The sequence below is a fragment of the Bacteroides galacturonicus genome (genome assembly GCF_003096855.1).
In the GTDB taxonomy this organism is placed as follows: domain Bacteria; phylum Bacillota; class Clostridia; order Lachnospirales; family Lachnospiraceae; genus Lachnospira; species Lachnospira rogosae.
The window spans coordinates 61,482-78,444 of the sequence record NZ_QEOA01000006.1 but is presented as its reverse complement, the minus strand read 5'-3'; the positions used below and the strand labels follow the sequence as shown (position 1 = coordinate 78,444).

The window sequence follows — 16,963 nt, the reverse complement described above, 5'->3', positions numbered from 1 at the left end:
GAATTACTCTAACACAAGTAAAAGCGCCATCTTAAACTTTCCATTAGCTGTCACACTATGAAGTCCATTTTTTTCAAAACGGAAACATTCACCTTCTGAAAGCTCATAATCTTTACCTTCATATCCTATAGTTGCCTTGCCTTCAAGTGCAAATACGATAGCATTACCAGGTGCTCTGTGAGGTGTAAGACCTGTTCCTTCGTCAAATGCCATAAGCACATACTTCATATCAGGAGTGCTTACAACATCCATATTGGCAATACTGCCTTCTTCGTAAGATATAAGGTTCTTAAGTGCAAATACTTCATTAGTTTTTACGTTAGCGTTCATATTAATATCCTTTCCTGTACATATAATCTCTGTATACACAATTCCGTTAGATGTCTGCATTCCGCATAATGTACCAGCAGGTACAATAAGTAGTTCATCTGGCTGTAATTTAATAGTCTTAGGTTCTTCTCCAATAATGAATTCTCCCCAGCCGAAAGCTCCAATATACATAGTCATTCTATCATAGCTTTCCTGACTTATGGAAGTATCCTTTCCCATAGAGAAGTAAGTTACTTTGGTAGAATTGCCAAGCTTGGAATCTCTTGAGATAGTCATACCATTTCTTGTCGGGCGAAGTTCTTCAATACTAAATTTCATAATCCTCCAATCTGATGAATAGGGTACATCTAATAGGTGTGGTTGTATAATAATTCTTGTTACAATTTAGAATATAACCTATAATTATATAAATGGGAAGTACGCACATTTAGGTTATATACTTTCCTTTAGGTTAGCGTGGTGTGAAAAAATTCCGGGGAGGGGTAATGGCGGACGGACGTTGTGGAGGACGTGTTGTATTACCGCTGGGCACGCTCTCGCTACTTGAAACCGTAGCGGTACTAAGCGGCTAAAGGACAGCCGCTTAGTTTTTTGATAACTTAGGAAGGAGTTGGATTTATGAAAGAGATGTGTAGTTTGTGTTGTCAGACGGGGGAGGGGATTGGTGATACGGATTTTGGGTATACTTTGTCGCTTATAAGTGGGAAGTATAAGCTTGTGATTATGTACTGGCTGGCTAATCATAAGGAGGTTATGAGGTATAGTGAGATTAAAAGATGTATGGGAAATATATCACATAAGACACTTAGTGCCACATTAAAGGAGATGGAGGCGGACAGGCTTATTGTAAGAAAAGAGTATCCTCAAATTCCACCAAAAGTAGAGTACAGCCTGTCAGAAAGAGGAAAGTCTTTAGTACCGGTTCTTGTTGCAATGTGCAAGTGGGGCGGAGAGCACAGAGATGATAAATAAATATATTGACATTTTATTAACTGTGTATTATTGTACTAATAGAGTAATACAATAATACAATGTAAGACGCATATATTGTTTATGCATTACTACCATATGGGAATTATCAATATTGATTATAAGCAGGAGGAATAAGTTATGAGTTGGAACTTTAGTAACGATGTCCCTATATATCTGCAAATAATGGAGCATTTTAAAGTTCAGATAGCCAGCGGAAAGCTTGAGGTCGGCGATAAGATTCCGCCGGTGAGGGAGCTGGCATTGGAGGCAGGAGTTAATCCTAACACAATGCAGAAGGCTTTATCAGAGCTTGAAAGAGAAGGTTATCTTGAATCACAGAGAACATCTGGAAGATTCGTTGCAGACAGAGGTAAACAGATAGACAGGTTAAAGCAGGATATGGCTCTGGAGCTTTGTGAGAGCTTTCATAATGGAATGAAAAAGATAGGTTTTACTCCAGAAGAAGCAATTGCAGAGTATAAGGAATATATCAGCCGTATAGAGGAATAAAAGTTATAACAGGGAAATTATAACAGTGCTTTAATTTATCTTGGAATGGAGGATATATGAGCAATTTGGTGGAGATTAAAGAATTAGGCAAATGCTACGGCAAGAAAAAGGTTATGAATAATCTGTCACTTTCCCTGGAAAGTGGCAGGATTGTAGGAATATTAGGTCCTAACGGAAGTGGCAAGAGTACACTTATTAAGATGATGGCAGGCGTGCTTAAGCCAACTTCAGGACAGATTACAATTAATGGGTATCCGGTTGGTGTTAATACTAAGAAGATAGTGTCATATCTTCCAGAAAGAACATACCTTAATCCATCTATGAAGGTAAAGGAAGCAGTTGATTATTTTGCGGATTTCTATGAGGACTTTTCCAAGCAGAAAGCACTTGATATGCTTGAGAAGTTCGGAATTAATGAGCAGGATAAGATAAAGTCACTTTCTAAGGGAACAAGGGAGAAGGTGCAGATAGTTCTTGTTATGAGCAGGGAAGCAAAGCTGTATCTTTTAGATGAGCCTATGGGAGGTGTTGACCCTGCGGCAAGAGACTACATTTTACGAACAATAATAAGCAATTATAATGAAGATGCGACAGTTGTTATAACAACACATCTTATCAGTGATATAGAAAATGTTCTTGACGAGGTTGTATTTATAAAACAGGGCGAGGTATATCTTAAGGAGTCAGTTGATGATATAAGAACCAAATACAATAAGAGTGTTGACGCTTTATTCAGGGAGGTGTTCGTATGTTATTAACAGCAGGCAGATTAATAAAATATGATTTGAAAGAATTATTTAAAAAACACATTGCATTATATATAGTTACATTACTTGCAGCATTTGGGTGCTGGGCATTACATATGTTGTCAGAATATGTTCCGGATAATGGCATTACACCAGTGGCATATCCGGTTATGATAGCAGTTTATGTAATTGTATGCGTAGTTTTATTTATTGTAAGCATAGTATTTGTGATATTATATTTTAGAAGAAGCACGTTAAAAGATGAGGGCTATCTTACCCACACACTTCCAGTTCCTGTATGGCTTATATATGTATGCAAGCTTATATCAGGATATATTATATATCTTGTTAATTTTGTAGTGATTATTGTTTCTGTATGTATATCAATTGCAAGGGTGGACTGGATATGGAGAGTGCCAGAGAGTATTAATGAGCAGTTAAATGTGTTAGGATATAAAGGCAGCTTCTGTACATTGATGATTATATTGATTATATTGTCAGGGATATATATGTATGCAATGTTCTTTTTCTGTATGTGTATGGGATATACAGCCAATGGCAACAGGGATGCATTCTCATTTGTAACATATATTGCAGTGTATATTGTTGGACAGATATTGAATGTTATTGTGCTTTTACTTACGCCAATAAAGGGGAATGGTAATATGTTTGAAGAGATGATTAAGGAATCTGTAACGGGAAGTGATGTGGCATTTACGTTTGAAGAATTCGGACATATTATGACAGGTTCGGTTGTGGTGTCAGTAGTTATGTTTATTGCGTTTGTGGTTGCCTCAATATATATACTCGATAAGAAATTAAATCTTGAATAATAATTTTAAAGCTTAATTTCTGGTAACTATTATTTAAGAAGTCTTTTTTACAAGAGAATTACTTAAGGAGCAGTATTATGGCAAGAAGTACGGATTTGACAAAAGGAAATATAACGAGAGGCTTATGGGGATTTGCACTTCCTCTTATGTTAGGAAATGTATTACAGCAGCTTTACAATCTTGTAGATACGTGGGTTGTTGGACGATATGTAGGTGATAATGCACTGGCGGCAGTAGGTTCGTCATATACGCTTATGACATTTCTTACATCAGTAATTATAGGCTTGTGTCTTGGCAGCAGTTCATTTGTGTCTATGGCATATGGCAGAAAAGATGTTAAGGCTATCCGTAATGGAATATTCTTATCATCATCTATGATAGGTGCAATTGCTGTTGTGATTATGGCATTGTTCTATATATTAGTTGATAAGATTATATTACTTTTGCAGGTTCCGTATGAAATTGCCGGAGATATGAAAGAGTATCTTATATATGTGTTTATAGGTTTTATTGCAATATACATATATAATTATGTGTCTAATATATTAAGGGGAATTGGCAATTCGGTAGTTCCCCTTGTATTTCTATCAGTATCAGTTGTGCTTAATATATTTTTAGATATATTGTTTGTGGCAGGTTTTAATATGGGAATTAAGGGTGCGGCAGCAGCAACAGTGATAGCACAGTATATATCTGGAATAGGGATATTTATATATATGATTGCGGCTTATCCTGAATACAGGATACATAAAGACGATATGCAGTTTAATAAAGAAAATATAACGAATATATTTTCTTTATCAGGTTTTACCTGTCTTCAGCAGTCAGTTATGAATTTTGGAATATTATGCGTACAAGGAATAGTAAACAGTTTTGGTACAGTGATTATGGCAGCATTTGCAGTGGCTGTAAAGATAGATACCATAGCATATATGCCGGTACAGGATTTTGGAAATGCGTTTTCAGTATTTGTTGCACAGAATTACGGGGCAGGGCAGAGACAGCGTATTAAGAAAGGGATAAAGCAGTCAGTAGTAAGCGTTATTATATTCTGCGTGTGCATAAGTGCGGTTGTATGTGGATTTGCAGGCACATTTATGGGCATATTTGTTGATAATTCCAGCGTGGACGTAATTAATGCGGGAGCTGTGTATCTTAGAATAGAGGGAACATTTTATATAGGAATTGGAATATTATTTATGCTGTATGGCTATTACAGGGCAATCAATAAGCCGATGATGTCAGTTGTGCTTACAGTGATATCACTTGGAACAAGAGTTGTGCTTGCATACACTTTATCTGGAATATCAGCAATCGGGGTTATTGGAATATGGGTGGCTATTCCTATCGGCTGGTTCTTAGCAGATGCGGCAGGAATTATTTATTACATTTTTAAAGCAGGTAAAAGCCACATATAAGTGTGACATAAGCGTGGCAGAAATGTGAGCGGAAATGGAGAAGAATAATGAGCAGGATATTAGTTGTTGAGGATGATGAGGTATTACGAAATGAGCTTATTGAACTTTTGCGTAATGAAGGATATGAGGCAGAATATATAAGTACATTTTCAGATACGGCAGGACAGATTATAAAATCAAAGCCAGATCTTGTGCTTCTGGATATTAACATTCCAGAGCTTAATGGAGAGCTTGTATTAAGAAAGTTAAGAAAAGAGGCGGATATACCGGTAATTATGGTGACGAGTAGAACATCAGAGAGTGATGAGGTGCTGTCAATGAGCTATGGGGCAGATGATTATATAACCAAGCCATATAACCCGACAATACTTATGCTTAGAATATCTGCTGTAATAAAGAGGACAAGAAAGCAGGACAGCAGTGAGGCAGATACAGGTGAGAAGGGAATATACCAGTATAGGCAAGCAGCTGTTAATACTGCGAAAGGAACATTAAGCCGTGGGGAGAAAGAGCTCGTGCTTACCAAGAATGAGATGATAATATTCTTAAGTCTGCTTAACAATATAGGAAAGATTGTATCAAGAGATGAACTTATGACGGCACTGTGGGATAACGAGGAATATATTAATGATAATGCACTCACTGTTAATATAAGCAGGTTAAGAGCGAAGCTTTCGGATTTCGGATACGAAGATGCGATAGAAACAAGAAAGAAACAGGGGTATTGTCTTGTATGAAATTAAAAGAATATATAAAAGATGAGTTGTTTAAAATTATACTTATTATTGTATATATAATACTTATATGTGGGTTTCTGTGTGCATTTAACTTCGGAGTACAGATGGCGGCACTTATGGCTGTACTTGCAGCCATATTTTTTATTATAATGTTCATATGGGATTTTTGCAGAAAACGGAATTTCTATAACAGTCTTATTGATAATACACAGAGGATTGATAAGAAATATCTTGTTATTGAAACACTGGACGAGCCGGAATTCTATGAGGGAAACCTTGTGTATACAGCGATGTATGACATTAATAAATCTATGATTGAGCATATTAACCAGTACGAGAGGGGACAGCAGGATTTTAAAGATTTCATAGAAATGTGGGTTCACGAGATAAAGCTTCCAATAGCAAGCCTTACGCTTATGTGCCACAATGACAAAGAGCATATAGATAAGAAATTTATTACACAGCTTAACAGGCTTGATGATTATGCAGACAAGGTACTTTATTATGTGAGGTCAGAAAATGCAGAGAAAGACTACTCATTTGGAAAAGTTAATCTCAAAACAATTATTAACAAGACGGCAGTTAAGAATAAAGACATAATATTAAGCAACAACATAAGTCTTAATGTCCACGACATAGATACTTATGTTAATACTGATGCCAAATGGCTTGAATTCATAGTCAACCAGATTATAAGCAACAGTATTAAATACAAAAAGACATCAGGAGAGGCTTATATCGAAGTATATTCAGAGCAAAGACAGGACAGTGGCACAGACAAAGTGGGGCAGGCTGTGCTTCATATAAAGGATAACGGAATTGGAATACCAGCTAAAGATATAGATAAAGTATTCATTAAATCTTATACAGGTTCTAACGGAAGAAATAACGCCAAATCAACAGGAATGGGCTTGTATATTGCTAAAAATATGTGTGGCAAGCTTGGACATAATATAGAGATAAAGTCAATTGAGGGAGAATATACAGAGGTTGAAATAATATTTTACGGGGACAGCTATTACAACCCGGTTAATATTGAAAAGTCCGATATTATAAAGAATTAATATTACAGAAAGTTAATATTATACAAAGCCAATATTACAAAAATGTAACATTGCGTAATATTAGAATTACGACAGATAACAAAATCCTTATTACAATGTAGAGGAAGTCAAGTGATTGGCAGATATGAGCCTTAGAGGTTTCGTATACAGAAATGGAGGATTTTATATGAGTGAGAATATTTTGAGAATTCAAAATGTAGAGAAATACTATGGCAGCAGGAATAACCTGACTAAAGCGATAGATGACATATCGTTTGATGTAAATAAGGGTGAATTCGTTGCTATTATGGGTGCTTCGGGAAGCGGTAAGACAACACTTCTTAACTGCATATCTACAATTGATAAGGTTACAAGTGGCAATATATATGTAGACGGCAATAATATCACACAGCTTAAAGGAAGTGCTCTTAACAGATTCAGAAGAGATAAGCTGGGATTTATATTTCAGGATTTTAATCTTCTGGACACACTTACAGCATATGAGAATATTGCACTTGCATTGTCAATCAGAAATGATTCTCCTGAGATAATTGACAGGGCAGTAAAAAATGTAGCAGAACAGCTTGATATAACAGAGATATTAAATAAATATCCCTACCAGATGTCAGGTGGACAGAAACAGAGAGTTGCTTCTGCAAGGGCAATTATAACAAGTCCAAGTCTGGTGCTTGCCGATGAGCCGACAGGAGCTCTTGACTCAAGAGCTGCTAAGCTTCTTCTTGAAAGGTTTAATATGCTTAACAGGGAATTGCAGGCGACAATACTTATGGTAACACACGACTCATTTACTGCAAGTTATGCAAGCAGAATTATATTTATCAAGGATGGTAAGATATTCCACGAGCTTAACCGTGGCGCTGATGACAGGAAGACCTTATTTAACAAGATAATAGATGTTGTTTCATTATTGGGAGGTGACGCGGGCGATGCTCTTTAAACTATCATTTTCTAATATGAAAAAAAGCCTGAAGGATTATGCAGTATATTTCTTCACGTTAATACTCGGTGTTGCGATATTTTATCTTTTTAATGCAATCGAAACACAGACAACTATGCTTAAAATATCAGAAGACACAAGAGAGATAGTAAAGCTTATTAATACAACACTTTCGGGAGTAAGTGTATTTGTTGCATTTATACTTGGATTTCTTGTTATATATGCAAGTAATTTCCTTATGAAGAAGAGAAAAAAGGAATTTGCATTATACATTCTTCTTGGAATGGGAAAAAGGAAAATATCACTTATACTGTTTCTTGAAACACTGATTATAGGTGTTATATCGTTAGGAATAGGACTTGTGGCAGGAATAGGACTTTCACAGGTTACAAGTATATTTGTTGCCAATATGTTTGGGGTTAACATTGAGAAATACAGATTTGTATTTTCTCAGCAGGCATTTGTAAAGACATTGATATATTTTGCAATTATATATGTTATCGTAATACTCTTTAATATGTTCTGCATTAACAAATATAAGCTTATAGACCTTCTTACAGGAAGCAGAAAGGCAGAAAAAGCAACTAACAAAAATCCATATATATGTGCAGTTGTATGGATAATATCAGTTGTACTGCTTGCATTTGCCTACTATAAGGTATCAGATAGCAGGAATCTTGAGTTAGTTACTGACCTTGCCAAATATATAGTAATGGGCTGTGCAGGCACATTTTTATTCTTCTGGTCATTATCAGGAATTATGTTCTCAGCAGTACATTCTATGAAAAAGGTGTACTATAAGGGGCTTAACAGCTTTGTGTTCCGTCAGATGAGCAGCCGTATGAACAGCAACGTGTTCGCAATGACAGTTATATGCCTTATGATGTTTATAACAATATGCGTATTATCAAGCGGACTTACAGTGCGTAATTCACTTGTACACAATATTGATATGCTATCACCAGCAGATGTGCAGATAGAGAAGGAACTTTATTCAGATGATGAGGCAGAATTGATTAAAGATTATTATAAGAGAAAAGATATTGACCTTGAAGATATTCTTAAAGATATAGTAGATGTGTATGTATACAATACAAGTGAACTTACAATTAATGATACTTTAGGAAATACAGAAGCAGCGAAGGCTGATAATCCGGATATCGCAGATAATATTGATTCATCATATTTTGATGCATATTATTCTGAAGATATTATGAAACTTAGTGATTATAACAAGGTGGCAGCTCTGTATGGTAATGAACAATACAGTCTTAGTTCTGATGAATATATAATTGTTGCAGACTTTAAGTCGATGGCAGAAGTGCGAAACAAAGCCTTAGATAAGGGAGTAAAGATTGCTTTAAATGGGGAATTGTTAAAGCCAAAATATAATCGTTGTTCGGATGGTTTTGTCCAGATGTCATCTAACCATATAAATATAGGAATTGTGGTTGTGCCAGACGAAGTACTTGAAACAATGCTTCCAACAGGTGAATATTATATTGGTAATTATAATATACCAGAGGGTGATGAACGTGAGGCAGTTGATAAAAAGATTGTAAAGATAGCGAATGGTGCTGGTAAAGAAGGTATTATAATGGATATTAATACGCTTATTTCAGTAAAAGAGAATTCAATGGGACTTGGTGCTATGATAGCATTTATAGCATTGTACATTGGACTTATATTCCTTATATCAGGAGCGGCAATACTTGCATTAAAAGAACTGTCAGAAAGTGCCGACAATCTTGGCAGATATAAGATACTTAAAAATCTTGGAACAGACAATAGCAAAATCAATCACGCAGTATTAAAGCAGACAGCGATATTCTTTGGAATACCAATGTCTCTTGCAATAATACACTCAATATTCGGAATGAGGGTAAGCTATATGGTGATGGAACTGCTTGGTACGGAATATATGGTACAGTCAATAATAATGACCGGAGTGTTTATACTTTTGATATATGGAGGGTATTTTGTTATAACTTATAATAGTTGTAAGAATATGATAAAAAATATTTGATTGGGCAATTGGGAGAGAGGAATGTAGGTTGTGAGGGATTGGGGAGAGCTGGCACAGGCAACGGCGACACGCTTGCGCTTAAGTGTCGCTCGCAGCGGTACTAAAGCGCTAAAGGACAGCGCTTAAGTGCCGGCGGCTCCCCATCGTCTTCTTATGCCTGTGCCAGCTCTCCCCAATCTCAATCTACATTATTGGCAGGAATGAGAGAGTTTACTTCTTTGCCAGTAAATATTGTTAAATAAATATAAACATATTGACAGAACTATAGTTAAATGATAATATGCGAAATGCAAACGATTTGCAAATTTAATGCAAATTACAATGCATTTCGCATTTTTTATAAAAAGGGAAGCCATTAAAGTAAATCAGCATATATACCCGCTATGCGAAGCCACAGTTTAAAGTGTGCCATTAACATAAAGTGCGCCACAATTTAAAGTGCGTACAATACCCCAATCGGTGTCATTATCATAGAGGAAATCACCAAACATTAGCAATTAATGCCCTCCCTCACAAGAAAGGAGCCGTACACAATGCCTAAAACATACCACACCAAAGCTACCCAGGAAATCGAACAATATCTTTCACTCCAGAAAGACAAGAGCTTCTGCGTGGCTGACGTATATCATTACCTTGAAAGCAACAATGTAGATGTAAACCAGTCAACAGTGTACCGTACGCTCGACAGAATGACAGATAATGGAGTGCTTGTGCGTTTTAAGACAGCAAGCAGTGGTAATTATTATTATAGAATATCAGATGAACATAATAATTGTGATGCACATCTTCATATGCAGTGCCGTAAGTGTGGAAAGGTTATGCACCTTGACTGTGCATTTATGGACGAAATAAGAAAAAATCTTATGAAACAATATGGATTTACACTTGAATGTAATGGCTCAACTTTAAGCGGTCTTTGCAGGAATTGCAAAGAGGAGCAGGGTTAGAATGGAGTAAAGATAATATGCAGAATAAGCATTTTAATATAGATATAAAAATGGCAGGAAAAAGAATAAAAGCATTATTTATGAGTACTGTTCTTCTGATTGGTACATTTTCAATGCTGTTATTAACAGGCTGTTCATCAGATACAGGGTATGATGATGACAGGATAAGTATTGTGTGTACAACATTCCCACAGTACGACTGGCTAAGTCAGATAATAGGTGATAATTCCGATAAATTCAGGCTGACACTTCTTATTAATGGTGGAGTGGATTTACACAGTTACCAGCCTTCAGCTAAGGATATGACTAAGATTTCATCAGCAGACGTGTTTGTGTATGTCGGAGGCGAGTCTGATGCGTGGGTTCTTGATGCGGTAAGGGAAACTAAGAATAATGATATGATAAAAGTCAATATGATGGAGCTTATAAGCGACAGGACTAAAGAGGAAGAGGTAATAGAAGGTATGCAGGAGAGCCGTTTCCAGTTCAGGCATACACACACACATTCCCATAGTGCAGACGATCACAGTGATGACCACGCAGATGAGCATAGTGATGACCATACAGCAGATGACCACGCAGATGAATATACGGCAGGTGACCATAGCGAAGATAATCACGCAGACGACCACAGTTTGGAGGCAGGGCACAGTCACACAGACGAGGATATTGAATATGACGAGCATATATGGCTTTCATTAAAAAATGCGGCTGTATTAACACAGTATCTTGCGGATATAGTCAAGGATTTGGATAAAGATAATTCGCAGTTATACCAGGATAACGCTGATGCGTATATAAATCAGCTTGCCGGACTTGATAGTGATTATGAAAATGTATGTGAGAATTCAAGGCTTAAGACAGTTATATTTGGCGACAGATTTCCATTCAGGTATCTTGTTGATGATTACGGAATTGATTATTATGCCGCATTTGCAGGCTGTTCAGCAGAAACAGAGGCAAGTTTTAAGACAGTTACATTTCTTTCTGGCAAGATAGACGAGATAGGAACAGGAAGCATACTTGTAATTGATGGTTCTGATAAAAGAATAGCTAACACTATTAAGGGCAATACAAGCCAGAAGAACCAGCAGATACTTACTATGGATTCGATGCAGTCGGCAGGGACAGATGATGCAGATTATACATATCTGAATGTTATGAGTAATAACCTTGTCGTATTAAAACAGGCTTTACAATAGATTTTAATGTCAGACGTGAACGATAATTTTTGTGTTTATTATACTTACTATGAGAATGTTTATCAATAACAATTGATAAATAGGAATTGAGAAAGGAAAAGAAAATGTCATATATAGAATGTGAGAATTTGGCTTTGGGATATGAGGGCAAGGCAGTTGTATCAGGTCTTAATTTCAAGGTCAATAAAGGTGATTATTTATGTGTGCTTGGTGAAAATGGAGCTGGAAAAAGTACACTTATAAAGACACTGCTTAACCTTATAGATAAAGTATCAGGAAGGATAGAATATGGTGATGGTCTTAAGGATTATGAGATAGGTTATCTTCCACAGCAGACAGTTGTACAGAAGGATTTTCCAGCTACTGTATGGGAAGTTGTTCTGTCAGGAACACTTGCAGGAAGCGGATTTAAGCCATTTTACGGAAAGAAAGAGAAAAGTCTTGCAATTGAGAAGATGAGAGAGCTTGATATTACAGACCTTAAGAAAAAATGTTACCGCAATCTTTCAGGCGGACAACAGCAGAGGGTCTTACTTGCAAGAGCACTCTGTGCAACTTCCAAGGTAATACTTTTAGATGAGCCTGTTACAGGTTTGGACCCTAAGGTGACAGCAGAATTTTACGAGCTATTAAAGGAGCTTAACGATAAAGGAATAACAGTAATTATGGTGTCCCACGACCTTCAGTCGGTATCATATGCGACACATATTCTTTATCTTGACAGTAAAGACAGCTTTTATGGTACTAAGAAAGAATTTATGCAAAGCGACAAAGCCAATGTATTTGGACAGATGGAAGGAGATGAGGAGTAATGAGCGGATTTATACAGGAATTTCAGTTTTATATGTCATATCCATTTGTAAGATATGCGCTTATCGTAGGCGTGCTTATCTCTTTATGCTCATCACTTCTTGGCGTGACACTTGTGTTAAAGAGATTTTCCTTCATAGGAGATGGCTTGTCACACGTTGCATTTGGTGCACTTGCAATAGCTACAGTGTTAAAGATTGCTAATGTAAATATATTCATTATGCCTGTAACAATAGTGTGTGCGATATTGCTTCTTAGAACAGGAACTAACACGAAATTAAAGGGTGATGCAGCAATAGCTATGCTTTCAGTAGGCTCAATGGCAGTTGGTTACCTTATATTAAATGTGTTCTCAGTATCCTCAAATGTATCAGGAGATGTGTGTTCCACACTTTTTGGTTCAACATCAATACTTACACTTACAGGTTCAGAAGTCGTTATGTGTGTAATTGCTTCACTTGTAGTTGTTGCATTTTTTATAATATTCTATAACAGAATATTCTCAGTGACATTTGATGAGAATTTTACACGCTCAATGGGCAAAAATACTAATGTATACAATCTTATGATAGCAGTTATAACAGCAGTAATAATCGTGCTTGCAATGAACCTCGTAGGCTCACTGCTTATAACAGCCCTTTTAGTATTTCCAGCCCTGTCAGCGATGAGAGTAATGACAAGCTTCAAATCAGTTATAATATACTCAGCAATTCTTTCAGTATTCGGGGCAGTATTTGGAATAATAATATCAATATTTACCTCAACTCCAGTAGGTTCGACAATCGTAACGATATATATTCTCATTTTCATAATTAACTGCATAATTGGAAGAATTCTGAGAATATGATATAATGAGCACAAAAGTGCTCATCTTAAAAGTTCCTTACGGAACTTTATATGTGCTGAAAAGCTGCACAAAAATTATGATATAATATGACTACTTCGTAGTCACTTAGAAGTTTCTTCGAAACTTCGGATGCGTGGAAAAGCAACGCAGGGCATATGATATAATGAGCACAAAAGAAAAAAATCAGCATACAATTAAATATAATACAGATATTAAACAGTGAGTAGCATTTTGCATAAATCCGACTGATGTCAGATTGGCTATCTCACTGCTTTTTTGTTTTTATTAGAATATTTTTATTGGAATTAATTCAGGAGGTGTTTATGAAAGATACTTATTCCAAAATAAAAGATAATTATAATTGCCCATTTAATCTTATAGATGACCTGATAGGTGGAAAGTGGAAGCTTAGGATAGTTGCACACATAATAAACGGTGACAACAGATTTTCTATATTACAGAAAAAAATTGATGATATAACACCAAAGGTATTGATGTCACAGTTAAAGGAGTTAGAGGCAAGCGGACTTATTAACAGAAATGTAATAAAGGAAATGCCGCCAAAGATAGTAGTATATGAAATCAATAAGGAATATAGCGATATTGTTGATATAGTTGATAATTTAGAACAATTTGCTAAAGGTTATAGTAATAGAAATGATATAGCAACTGAGAATATAAGGTATGAAAAATAGAGCTCAAAGTTACAAAAAAGTAAGTTATAGACATACTAAATTAGTATGTAATATAATTTGCTGGTCGCAAGTTAGCAATAACTAACAAAAGTAAGGAAAGGAGGAACTATGGGTTGAAAAAGTACTGTACAGAAATTATTCTTGCAATAATTCTGCTTGCATTATCATTAATATCTATATTTGTTGGTGTTATTGATATAGATATCAAAGATTTATTAACAAATGATAATAATGCATTGATGATATTTGTTGTTTCAAGATTACCTAGATTGTTAGCAATTATATGTACAGGTATGGGAATGAGTGTTGCAGGACTTATAATGCAGCAACTCTGTATGAACAAGTTTGTATCGCCAACAACAGGAGCAACGATTTCATCAGCACAGCTTGGAATTCTTCTGGCATTATTATTTATTCCTAATTCAACATTATGGCAGAGAGCGGGTTTTGCTTTTGTAACGGCTATTCTTGGTACCTGGGTATTTGTCTGGTTTATTCAGAAAGTTCAATATAAAGATGTGGTAATGGTTCCTCTCGTTGGAATTATGTTTGGTAACGTTATAGGCGGTATAACTAATTTCCTTGCATATAAGTATGAAATGACACAGGCGTTATCCACTTGGCTTGTTGGACATTTTTCATTAGTACTTAAAGGAAGATATGAAATAGTCTATATGGTTGTGCCTCTTATTATATTAGCATTTGTATTTGCTAATCATTTTAATATAGTTGGTATGGGAAAAGATTTTTCTAAAAATCTTGGTGTTCCATATGATATTGTGTTGTTTGGAGGACTTACAATTGCCGCAATGATAACGGCTTCTGTTGTTGTTGTCGTTGGTTCAATTTCTTACATAGGCTTAATTGTTCCTAATATAGTGGCAATGTTTAAGGGTGACAAAATAAGAGGAACGCTTATTGATACCGCTTTATTTGGTGCAATATTTGTTCTGGTCTGCGATATGATTGGCAGAATTGTGATTAAACCATATGAATTACCAATTGAGCTGATTGTTGGAATATTAGGAAGCATTATATTTATAGGAATGCTTTTATACAGATTAAGATATGGAAGAAAAGCAATTGATATAAAGAAAATTTTATTTAAAGATACGAATGGAGCAGGTTATGAACAAAAGAGCTTATAGAAAAAATATTATAAAGCTTATTGTTATTGCATTAATAGCCATTATTATTGTTGCGGCATTTCTTTTTATAGGTGTTAAGTTTCATAATCATAAACTTCTAAGATATGCAATGAAATTAAGAATACCTAAAGTGATTGCGATGATAATAACAGCATTTGCAATAGGAGCGGCAACGATAATATTTCAGTCTGTTATTAATAATACAATTGTTACACCGTGTCTATTGGGAATGAATGCCTTATACACACTTATACATACATCAGTTGTATTTGTGTTAGGTTCAGGAAGCATATTATTTACCAATGATAATCTTAGTTTTCTTGTAGACCTTGTACTTATGGGAATTATAGCGACTGTTGTATATAGCTGGCTTTTTAAGATGACAGGACATAATGTGCTGTATGTATTGCTTGTTGGAACTGTATTGACTTCATTTTTCTCAAGTATCCAGAGTACATTGACAAGGGTTATGGACCCTAATGAATATGACACGCTTCTGACTTCACTTGTAGCAAGCTTTAGTAATATTAATTCAGAGATAATTATATTTTCGGTGATTATACTTGCACTTATAGGTGTGATTTTTAGAAAAGAACTTGCACTGCTTGATGTAATAACTCTTGGAAAAGAACAGGCAATTAACCTGGGTGTTGATTATGACAGATGTATAAGAAGATTGTTACTGGCTGTAACTTTGTGTATAGCAGTTGCAACAGCTATGGTTGGCCCGATATCATTTCTGGGGCTGATTATTGCTAATATTTCAAGACAACTGTTAAAAACATACAGACATACACAGCTTATAGCTGGTGCGGCGTTAATGGGTGTAATAGCACTTATTGGAGGACAGTTTATAGTTGAAAGAGTGTTTGTGTATTCTATTCCAATAAGTGTATTTATAACAGTTGCAGGTGGTATATATTTTCTATATTTAATATTAAAGGGAAGCAGGCATAATTCATAAAATAATTTGAAGGGAATTACAGTTATGCAGATTAGCCATATTATTAAAAAATATGATGAAAAGACAGTTGTCAATGATGTGAGCTTTTCACTTCCAAAAGGGAAGGTCACATCGCTCATTGGACCCAATGGTGCAGGCAAGTCAACTGTTATGAGTATAATATCAAGACTTATTGCACCGGATAATGGTTCAGTTGTTATAGAAAAGAAAGATATAAACAAATGGAATAGCAAGGAATTATCAAAGCATCTGGCAATACTTACACAGACTAATAATATCCAGATGAAGCTTACTGTAGAAGAACTTGTTGCATTTGGAAGATTTCCTCATTCAGGAGGAAGACTTAATAGTAAAGATAAGGAAATGATTGACAAAGCTATTGACTATATGGAATTAGAAACTTTCAGGGAAAGATTTATAGATGAACTTTCAGGCGGACAAAGGCAGAGAGTATATATAGCTATGGTTATAGCACAGGACACAGAATATGTTCTTTTAGATGAGCCGACTAATAATCTCGACATCTATCACGCAAGTAATCTTATGAAGATAGTAAGAAGATTATGTGATGAACTTGGAAAAACAGTAATACTTGTATTGCACGAGATTAATTATGCGGCATTTTATTCTGATTATATATGTGCATTTAAAGACGGAAAGATTGCTTCATTTGGTACAGTTGAAGAAGTTATAACTAAGGAAAACTTATCTTCTATATATAATGTAGAATTTGAGATTATGCAGATTAAGGGCAAACCATTGTCTATATATTATTAA

The 16,963-nt window shown here is 35.5% G+C and carries 18 protein-coding genes; 17 read left to right on the top strand and 1 reads right to left on the bottom strand.

Annotated features, from left to right (window positions below; all coding sequences use genetic code 11):
* Nucleotides 1-3: 3 nt before the first annotated feature.
* Complete coding sequence (locus C7390_RS09090; protein WP_116444054.1) at nt 4-648, bottom strand: cupin domain-containing protein; 645 nt, start codon at nt 646-648, stop codon at nt 4-6.
* Nucleotides 649-948: 300 nt separating this feature from the next.
* Between C7390_RS09090 and C7390_RS09085 the strand changes: the two genes are divergently transcribed.
* The 17 genes from C7390_RS09085 (at nt 949) to C7390_RS09005 (ending at nt 16,963) form a co-directional block, all read left to right on the top strand.
* A complete protein-coding gene (locus C7390_RS09085) occupies nt 949-1,302 on the top strand; it encodes a winged helix-turn-helix transcriptional regulator (protein WP_242854082.1) in 354 nt (117 codons plus the stop codon).
* A 138-nt stretch (nt 1,303-1,440) separates the two neighbouring features.
* Nucleotides 1,441-1,812: a GntR family transcriptional regulator gene (locus tag C7390_RS09080; protein WP_055174003.1), complete on the top strand. Its 372-nt coding sequence runs from the start codon at nt 1,441-1,443 to the stop codon at nt 1,810-1,812.
* 56 nt (nt 1,813-1,868) lie between these two features.
* On the top strand, nt 1,869-2,570 hold the full coding sequence (locus C7390_RS09075) for an ABC transporter ATP-binding protein (RefSeq protein WP_055174004.1): 702 nt from the start codon (nt 1,869-1,871) through the stop codon (nt 2,568-2,570).
* On the top strand, nt 2,561-3,391 hold the full coding sequence (locus C7390_RS09070; protein ID WP_090140144.1) for a hypothetical protein: 831 nt from the start codon (nt 2,561-2,563) through the stop codon (nt 3,389-3,391). Before C7390_RS09075 ends, C7390_RS09070 begins: the two co-directional genes overlap by 10 nt.
* A gap of 77 nt (nt 3,392-3,468) precedes the next feature.
* Nucleotides 3,469-4,809 (top strand): MATE family efflux transporter, encoded by a 1,341-nt coding sequence (locus C7390_RS09065; protein ID WP_055306218.1) that lies wholly within the window; start codon nt 3,469-3,471, stop codon nt 4,807-4,809.
* Between the two features lie 47 nt (nt 4,810-4,856).
* Nucleotides 4,857-5,546, top strand: a complete 690-nt coding sequence (locus tag C7390_RS09060) for a response regulator transcription factor (RefSeq protein WP_090140140.1) — start codon at nt 4,857-4,859, stop codon at nt 5,544-5,546.
* Nucleotides 5,543-6,610: a sensor histidine kinase gene (locus tag C7390_RS09055; RefSeq protein ID WP_116444053.1), complete on the top strand. Its 1,068-nt coding sequence runs from the start codon at nt 5,543-5,545 to the stop codon at nt 6,608-6,610. Before C7390_RS09060 ends, C7390_RS09055 begins: the two co-directional genes overlap by 4 nt.
* A 166-nt stretch (nt 6,611-6,776) precedes the next feature.
* Nucleotides 6,777-7,547 (top strand): ABC transporter ATP-binding protein, encoded by a 771-nt coding sequence (locus tag C7390_RS09050; protein WP_116444052.1) that lies wholly within the window; start codon nt 6,777-6,779, stop codon nt 7,545-7,547.
* Complete coding sequence (locus C7390_RS09045) at nt 7,537-9,573, top strand: FtsX-like permease family protein (protein WP_116444051.1); 2,037 nt, start codon at nt 7,537-7,539, stop codon at nt 9,571-9,573. Before C7390_RS09050 ends, C7390_RS09045 begins: the two co-directional genes overlap by 11 nt.
* 533 nt (nt 9,574-10,106) lie before the next feature.
* Nucleotides 10,107-10,520, top strand: a complete 414-nt coding sequence (locus tag C7390_RS09040) for a Fur family transcriptional regulator (RefSeq protein ID WP_318295642.1) — start codon at nt 10,107-10,109, stop codon at nt 10,518-10,520.
* A 17-nt stretch (nt 10,521-10,537) separates the two neighbouring features.
* Nucleotides 10,538-11,722, top strand: coding sequence for a metal ABC transporter substrate-binding protein (locus tag C7390_RS09035; protein ID WP_318295641.1), 1,185 nt, complete (start codon nt 10,538-10,540; stop codon nt 11,720-11,722).
* 104 nt (nt 11,723-11,826) lie between these two features.
* Nucleotides 11,827-12,534, top strand: a complete 708-nt coding sequence (locus C7390_RS09030) for a metal ABC transporter ATP-binding protein (protein ID WP_022501932.1) — start codon at nt 11,827-11,829, stop codon at nt 12,532-12,534.
* The gene (locus C7390_RS09025) at nt 12,534-13,379 is read left to right on the top strand and encodes a metal ABC transporter permease (RefSeq protein ID WP_116444049.1); all 846 of its coding nucleotides are present in this window, start codon (nt 12,534-12,536) and stop codon (nt 13,377-13,379) included. The genes C7390_RS09030 and C7390_RS09025 overlap by 1 nt, the downstream gene beginning before the upstream one ends.
* Before the next feature lie 323 nt (nt 13,380-13,702).
* Nucleotides 13,703-14,074 carry a winged helix-turn-helix transcriptional regulator gene (locus tag C7390_RS09020; RefSeq protein ID WP_022501930.1) on the top strand — a complete coding sequence of 124 codons (372 nt, stop codon included), beginning with the start codon at nt 13,703-13,705 and terminating at the stop codon, nt 14,072-14,074.
* A 113-nt stretch (nt 14,075-14,187) separates the two neighbouring features.
* Nucleotides 14,188-15,222, top strand: coding sequence for an ABC transporter permease (locus tag C7390_RS09015; protein ID WP_022501929.1), 1,035 nt, complete (start codon nt 14,188-14,190; stop codon nt 15,220-15,222).
* Nucleotides 15,203-16,186 (top strand): iron chelate uptake ABC transporter family permease subunit, encoded by a 984-nt coding sequence (locus tag C7390_RS09010; protein WP_055174014.1) that lies wholly within the window; start codon nt 15,203-15,205, stop codon nt 16,184-16,186. Before C7390_RS09015 ends, C7390_RS09010 begins: the two co-directional genes overlap by 20 nt.
* 24 nt (nt 16,187-16,210) lie before the next feature.
* Nucleotides 16,211-16,963 (top strand): iron ABC transporter ATP-binding protein, encoded by a 753-nt coding sequence (locus C7390_RS09005; protein ID WP_116444169.1) that lies wholly within the window; start codon nt 16,211-16,213, stop codon nt 16,961-16,963.

Bases quoted from the DNA above. Each gene is read 5' to 3' on its own strand.
- C7390_RS09090 (WP_116444054.1), bottom strand. From the start codon at position 648: ATGAAATTTAGTATTGAAGAACTTCGCCCGACAAGAAATGGTATGACT.
- C7390_RS09085 (WP_242854082.1), top strand. From the start codon at position 949: ATGAAAGAGATGTGTAGTTTGTGTTGTCAGACGGGGGAGGGGATTGGT.
- C7390_RS09080 (WP_055174003.1), top strand. From the start codon at position 1,441: ATGAGTTGGAACTTTAGTAACGATGTCCCTATATATCTGCAAATAATG.
- C7390_RS09075 (WP_055174004.1), top strand. From the start codon at position 1,869: ATGAGCAATTTGGTGGAGATTAAAGAATTAGGCAAATGCTACGGCAAG.
- C7390_RS09070 (WP_090140144.1), top strand. From the start codon at position 2,561: ATGTTATTAACAGCAGGCAGATTAATAAAATATGATTTGAAAGAATTA.
- C7390_RS09065 (WP_055306218.1), top strand. From the start codon at position 3,469: ATGGCAAGAAGTACGGATTTGACAAAAGGAAATATAACGAGAGGCTTA.
- C7390_RS09060 (WP_090140140.1), top strand. From the start codon at position 4,857: ATGAGCAGGATATTAGTTGTTGAGGATGATGAGGTATTACGAAATGAG.
- C7390_RS09055 (WP_116444053.1), top strand. From the start codon at position 5,543: ATGAAATTAAAAGAATATATAAAAGATGAGTTGTTTAAAATTATACTT.
- C7390_RS09050 (WP_116444052.1), top strand. From the start codon at position 6,777: ATGAGTGAGAATATTTTGAGAATTCAAAATGTAGAGAAATACTATGGC.
- C7390_RS09045 (WP_116444051.1), top strand. From the start codon at position 7,537: ATGCTCTTTAAACTATCATTTTCTAATATGAAAAAAAGCCTGAAGGAT.
- C7390_RS09040 (WP_318295642.1), top strand. From the start codon at position 10,107: ATGCCTAAAACATACCACACCAAAGCTACCCAGGAAATCGAACAATAT.
- C7390_RS09035 (WP_318295641.1), top strand. From the start codon at position 10,538: ATGCAGAATAAGCATTTTAATATAGATATAAAAATGGCAGGAAAAAGA.
- C7390_RS09030 (WP_022501932.1), top strand. From the start codon at position 11,827: ATGTCATATATAGAATGTGAGAATTTGGCTTTGGGATATGAGGGCAAG.
- C7390_RS09025 (WP_116444049.1), top strand. From the start codon at position 12,534: ATGAGCGGATTTATACAGGAATTTCAGTTTTATATGTCATATCCATTT.
- C7390_RS09020 (WP_022501930.1), top strand. From the start codon at position 13,703: ATGAAAGATACTTATTCCAAAATAAAAGATAATTATAATTGCCCATTT.
- C7390_RS09010 (WP_055174014.1), top strand. From the start codon at position 15,203: ATGAACAAAAGAGCTTATAGAAAAAATATTATAAAGCTTATTGTTATT.
- C7390_RS09005 (WP_116444169.1), top strand. From the start codon at position 16,211: ATGCAGATTAGCCATATTATTAAAAAATATGATGAAAAGACAGTTGTC.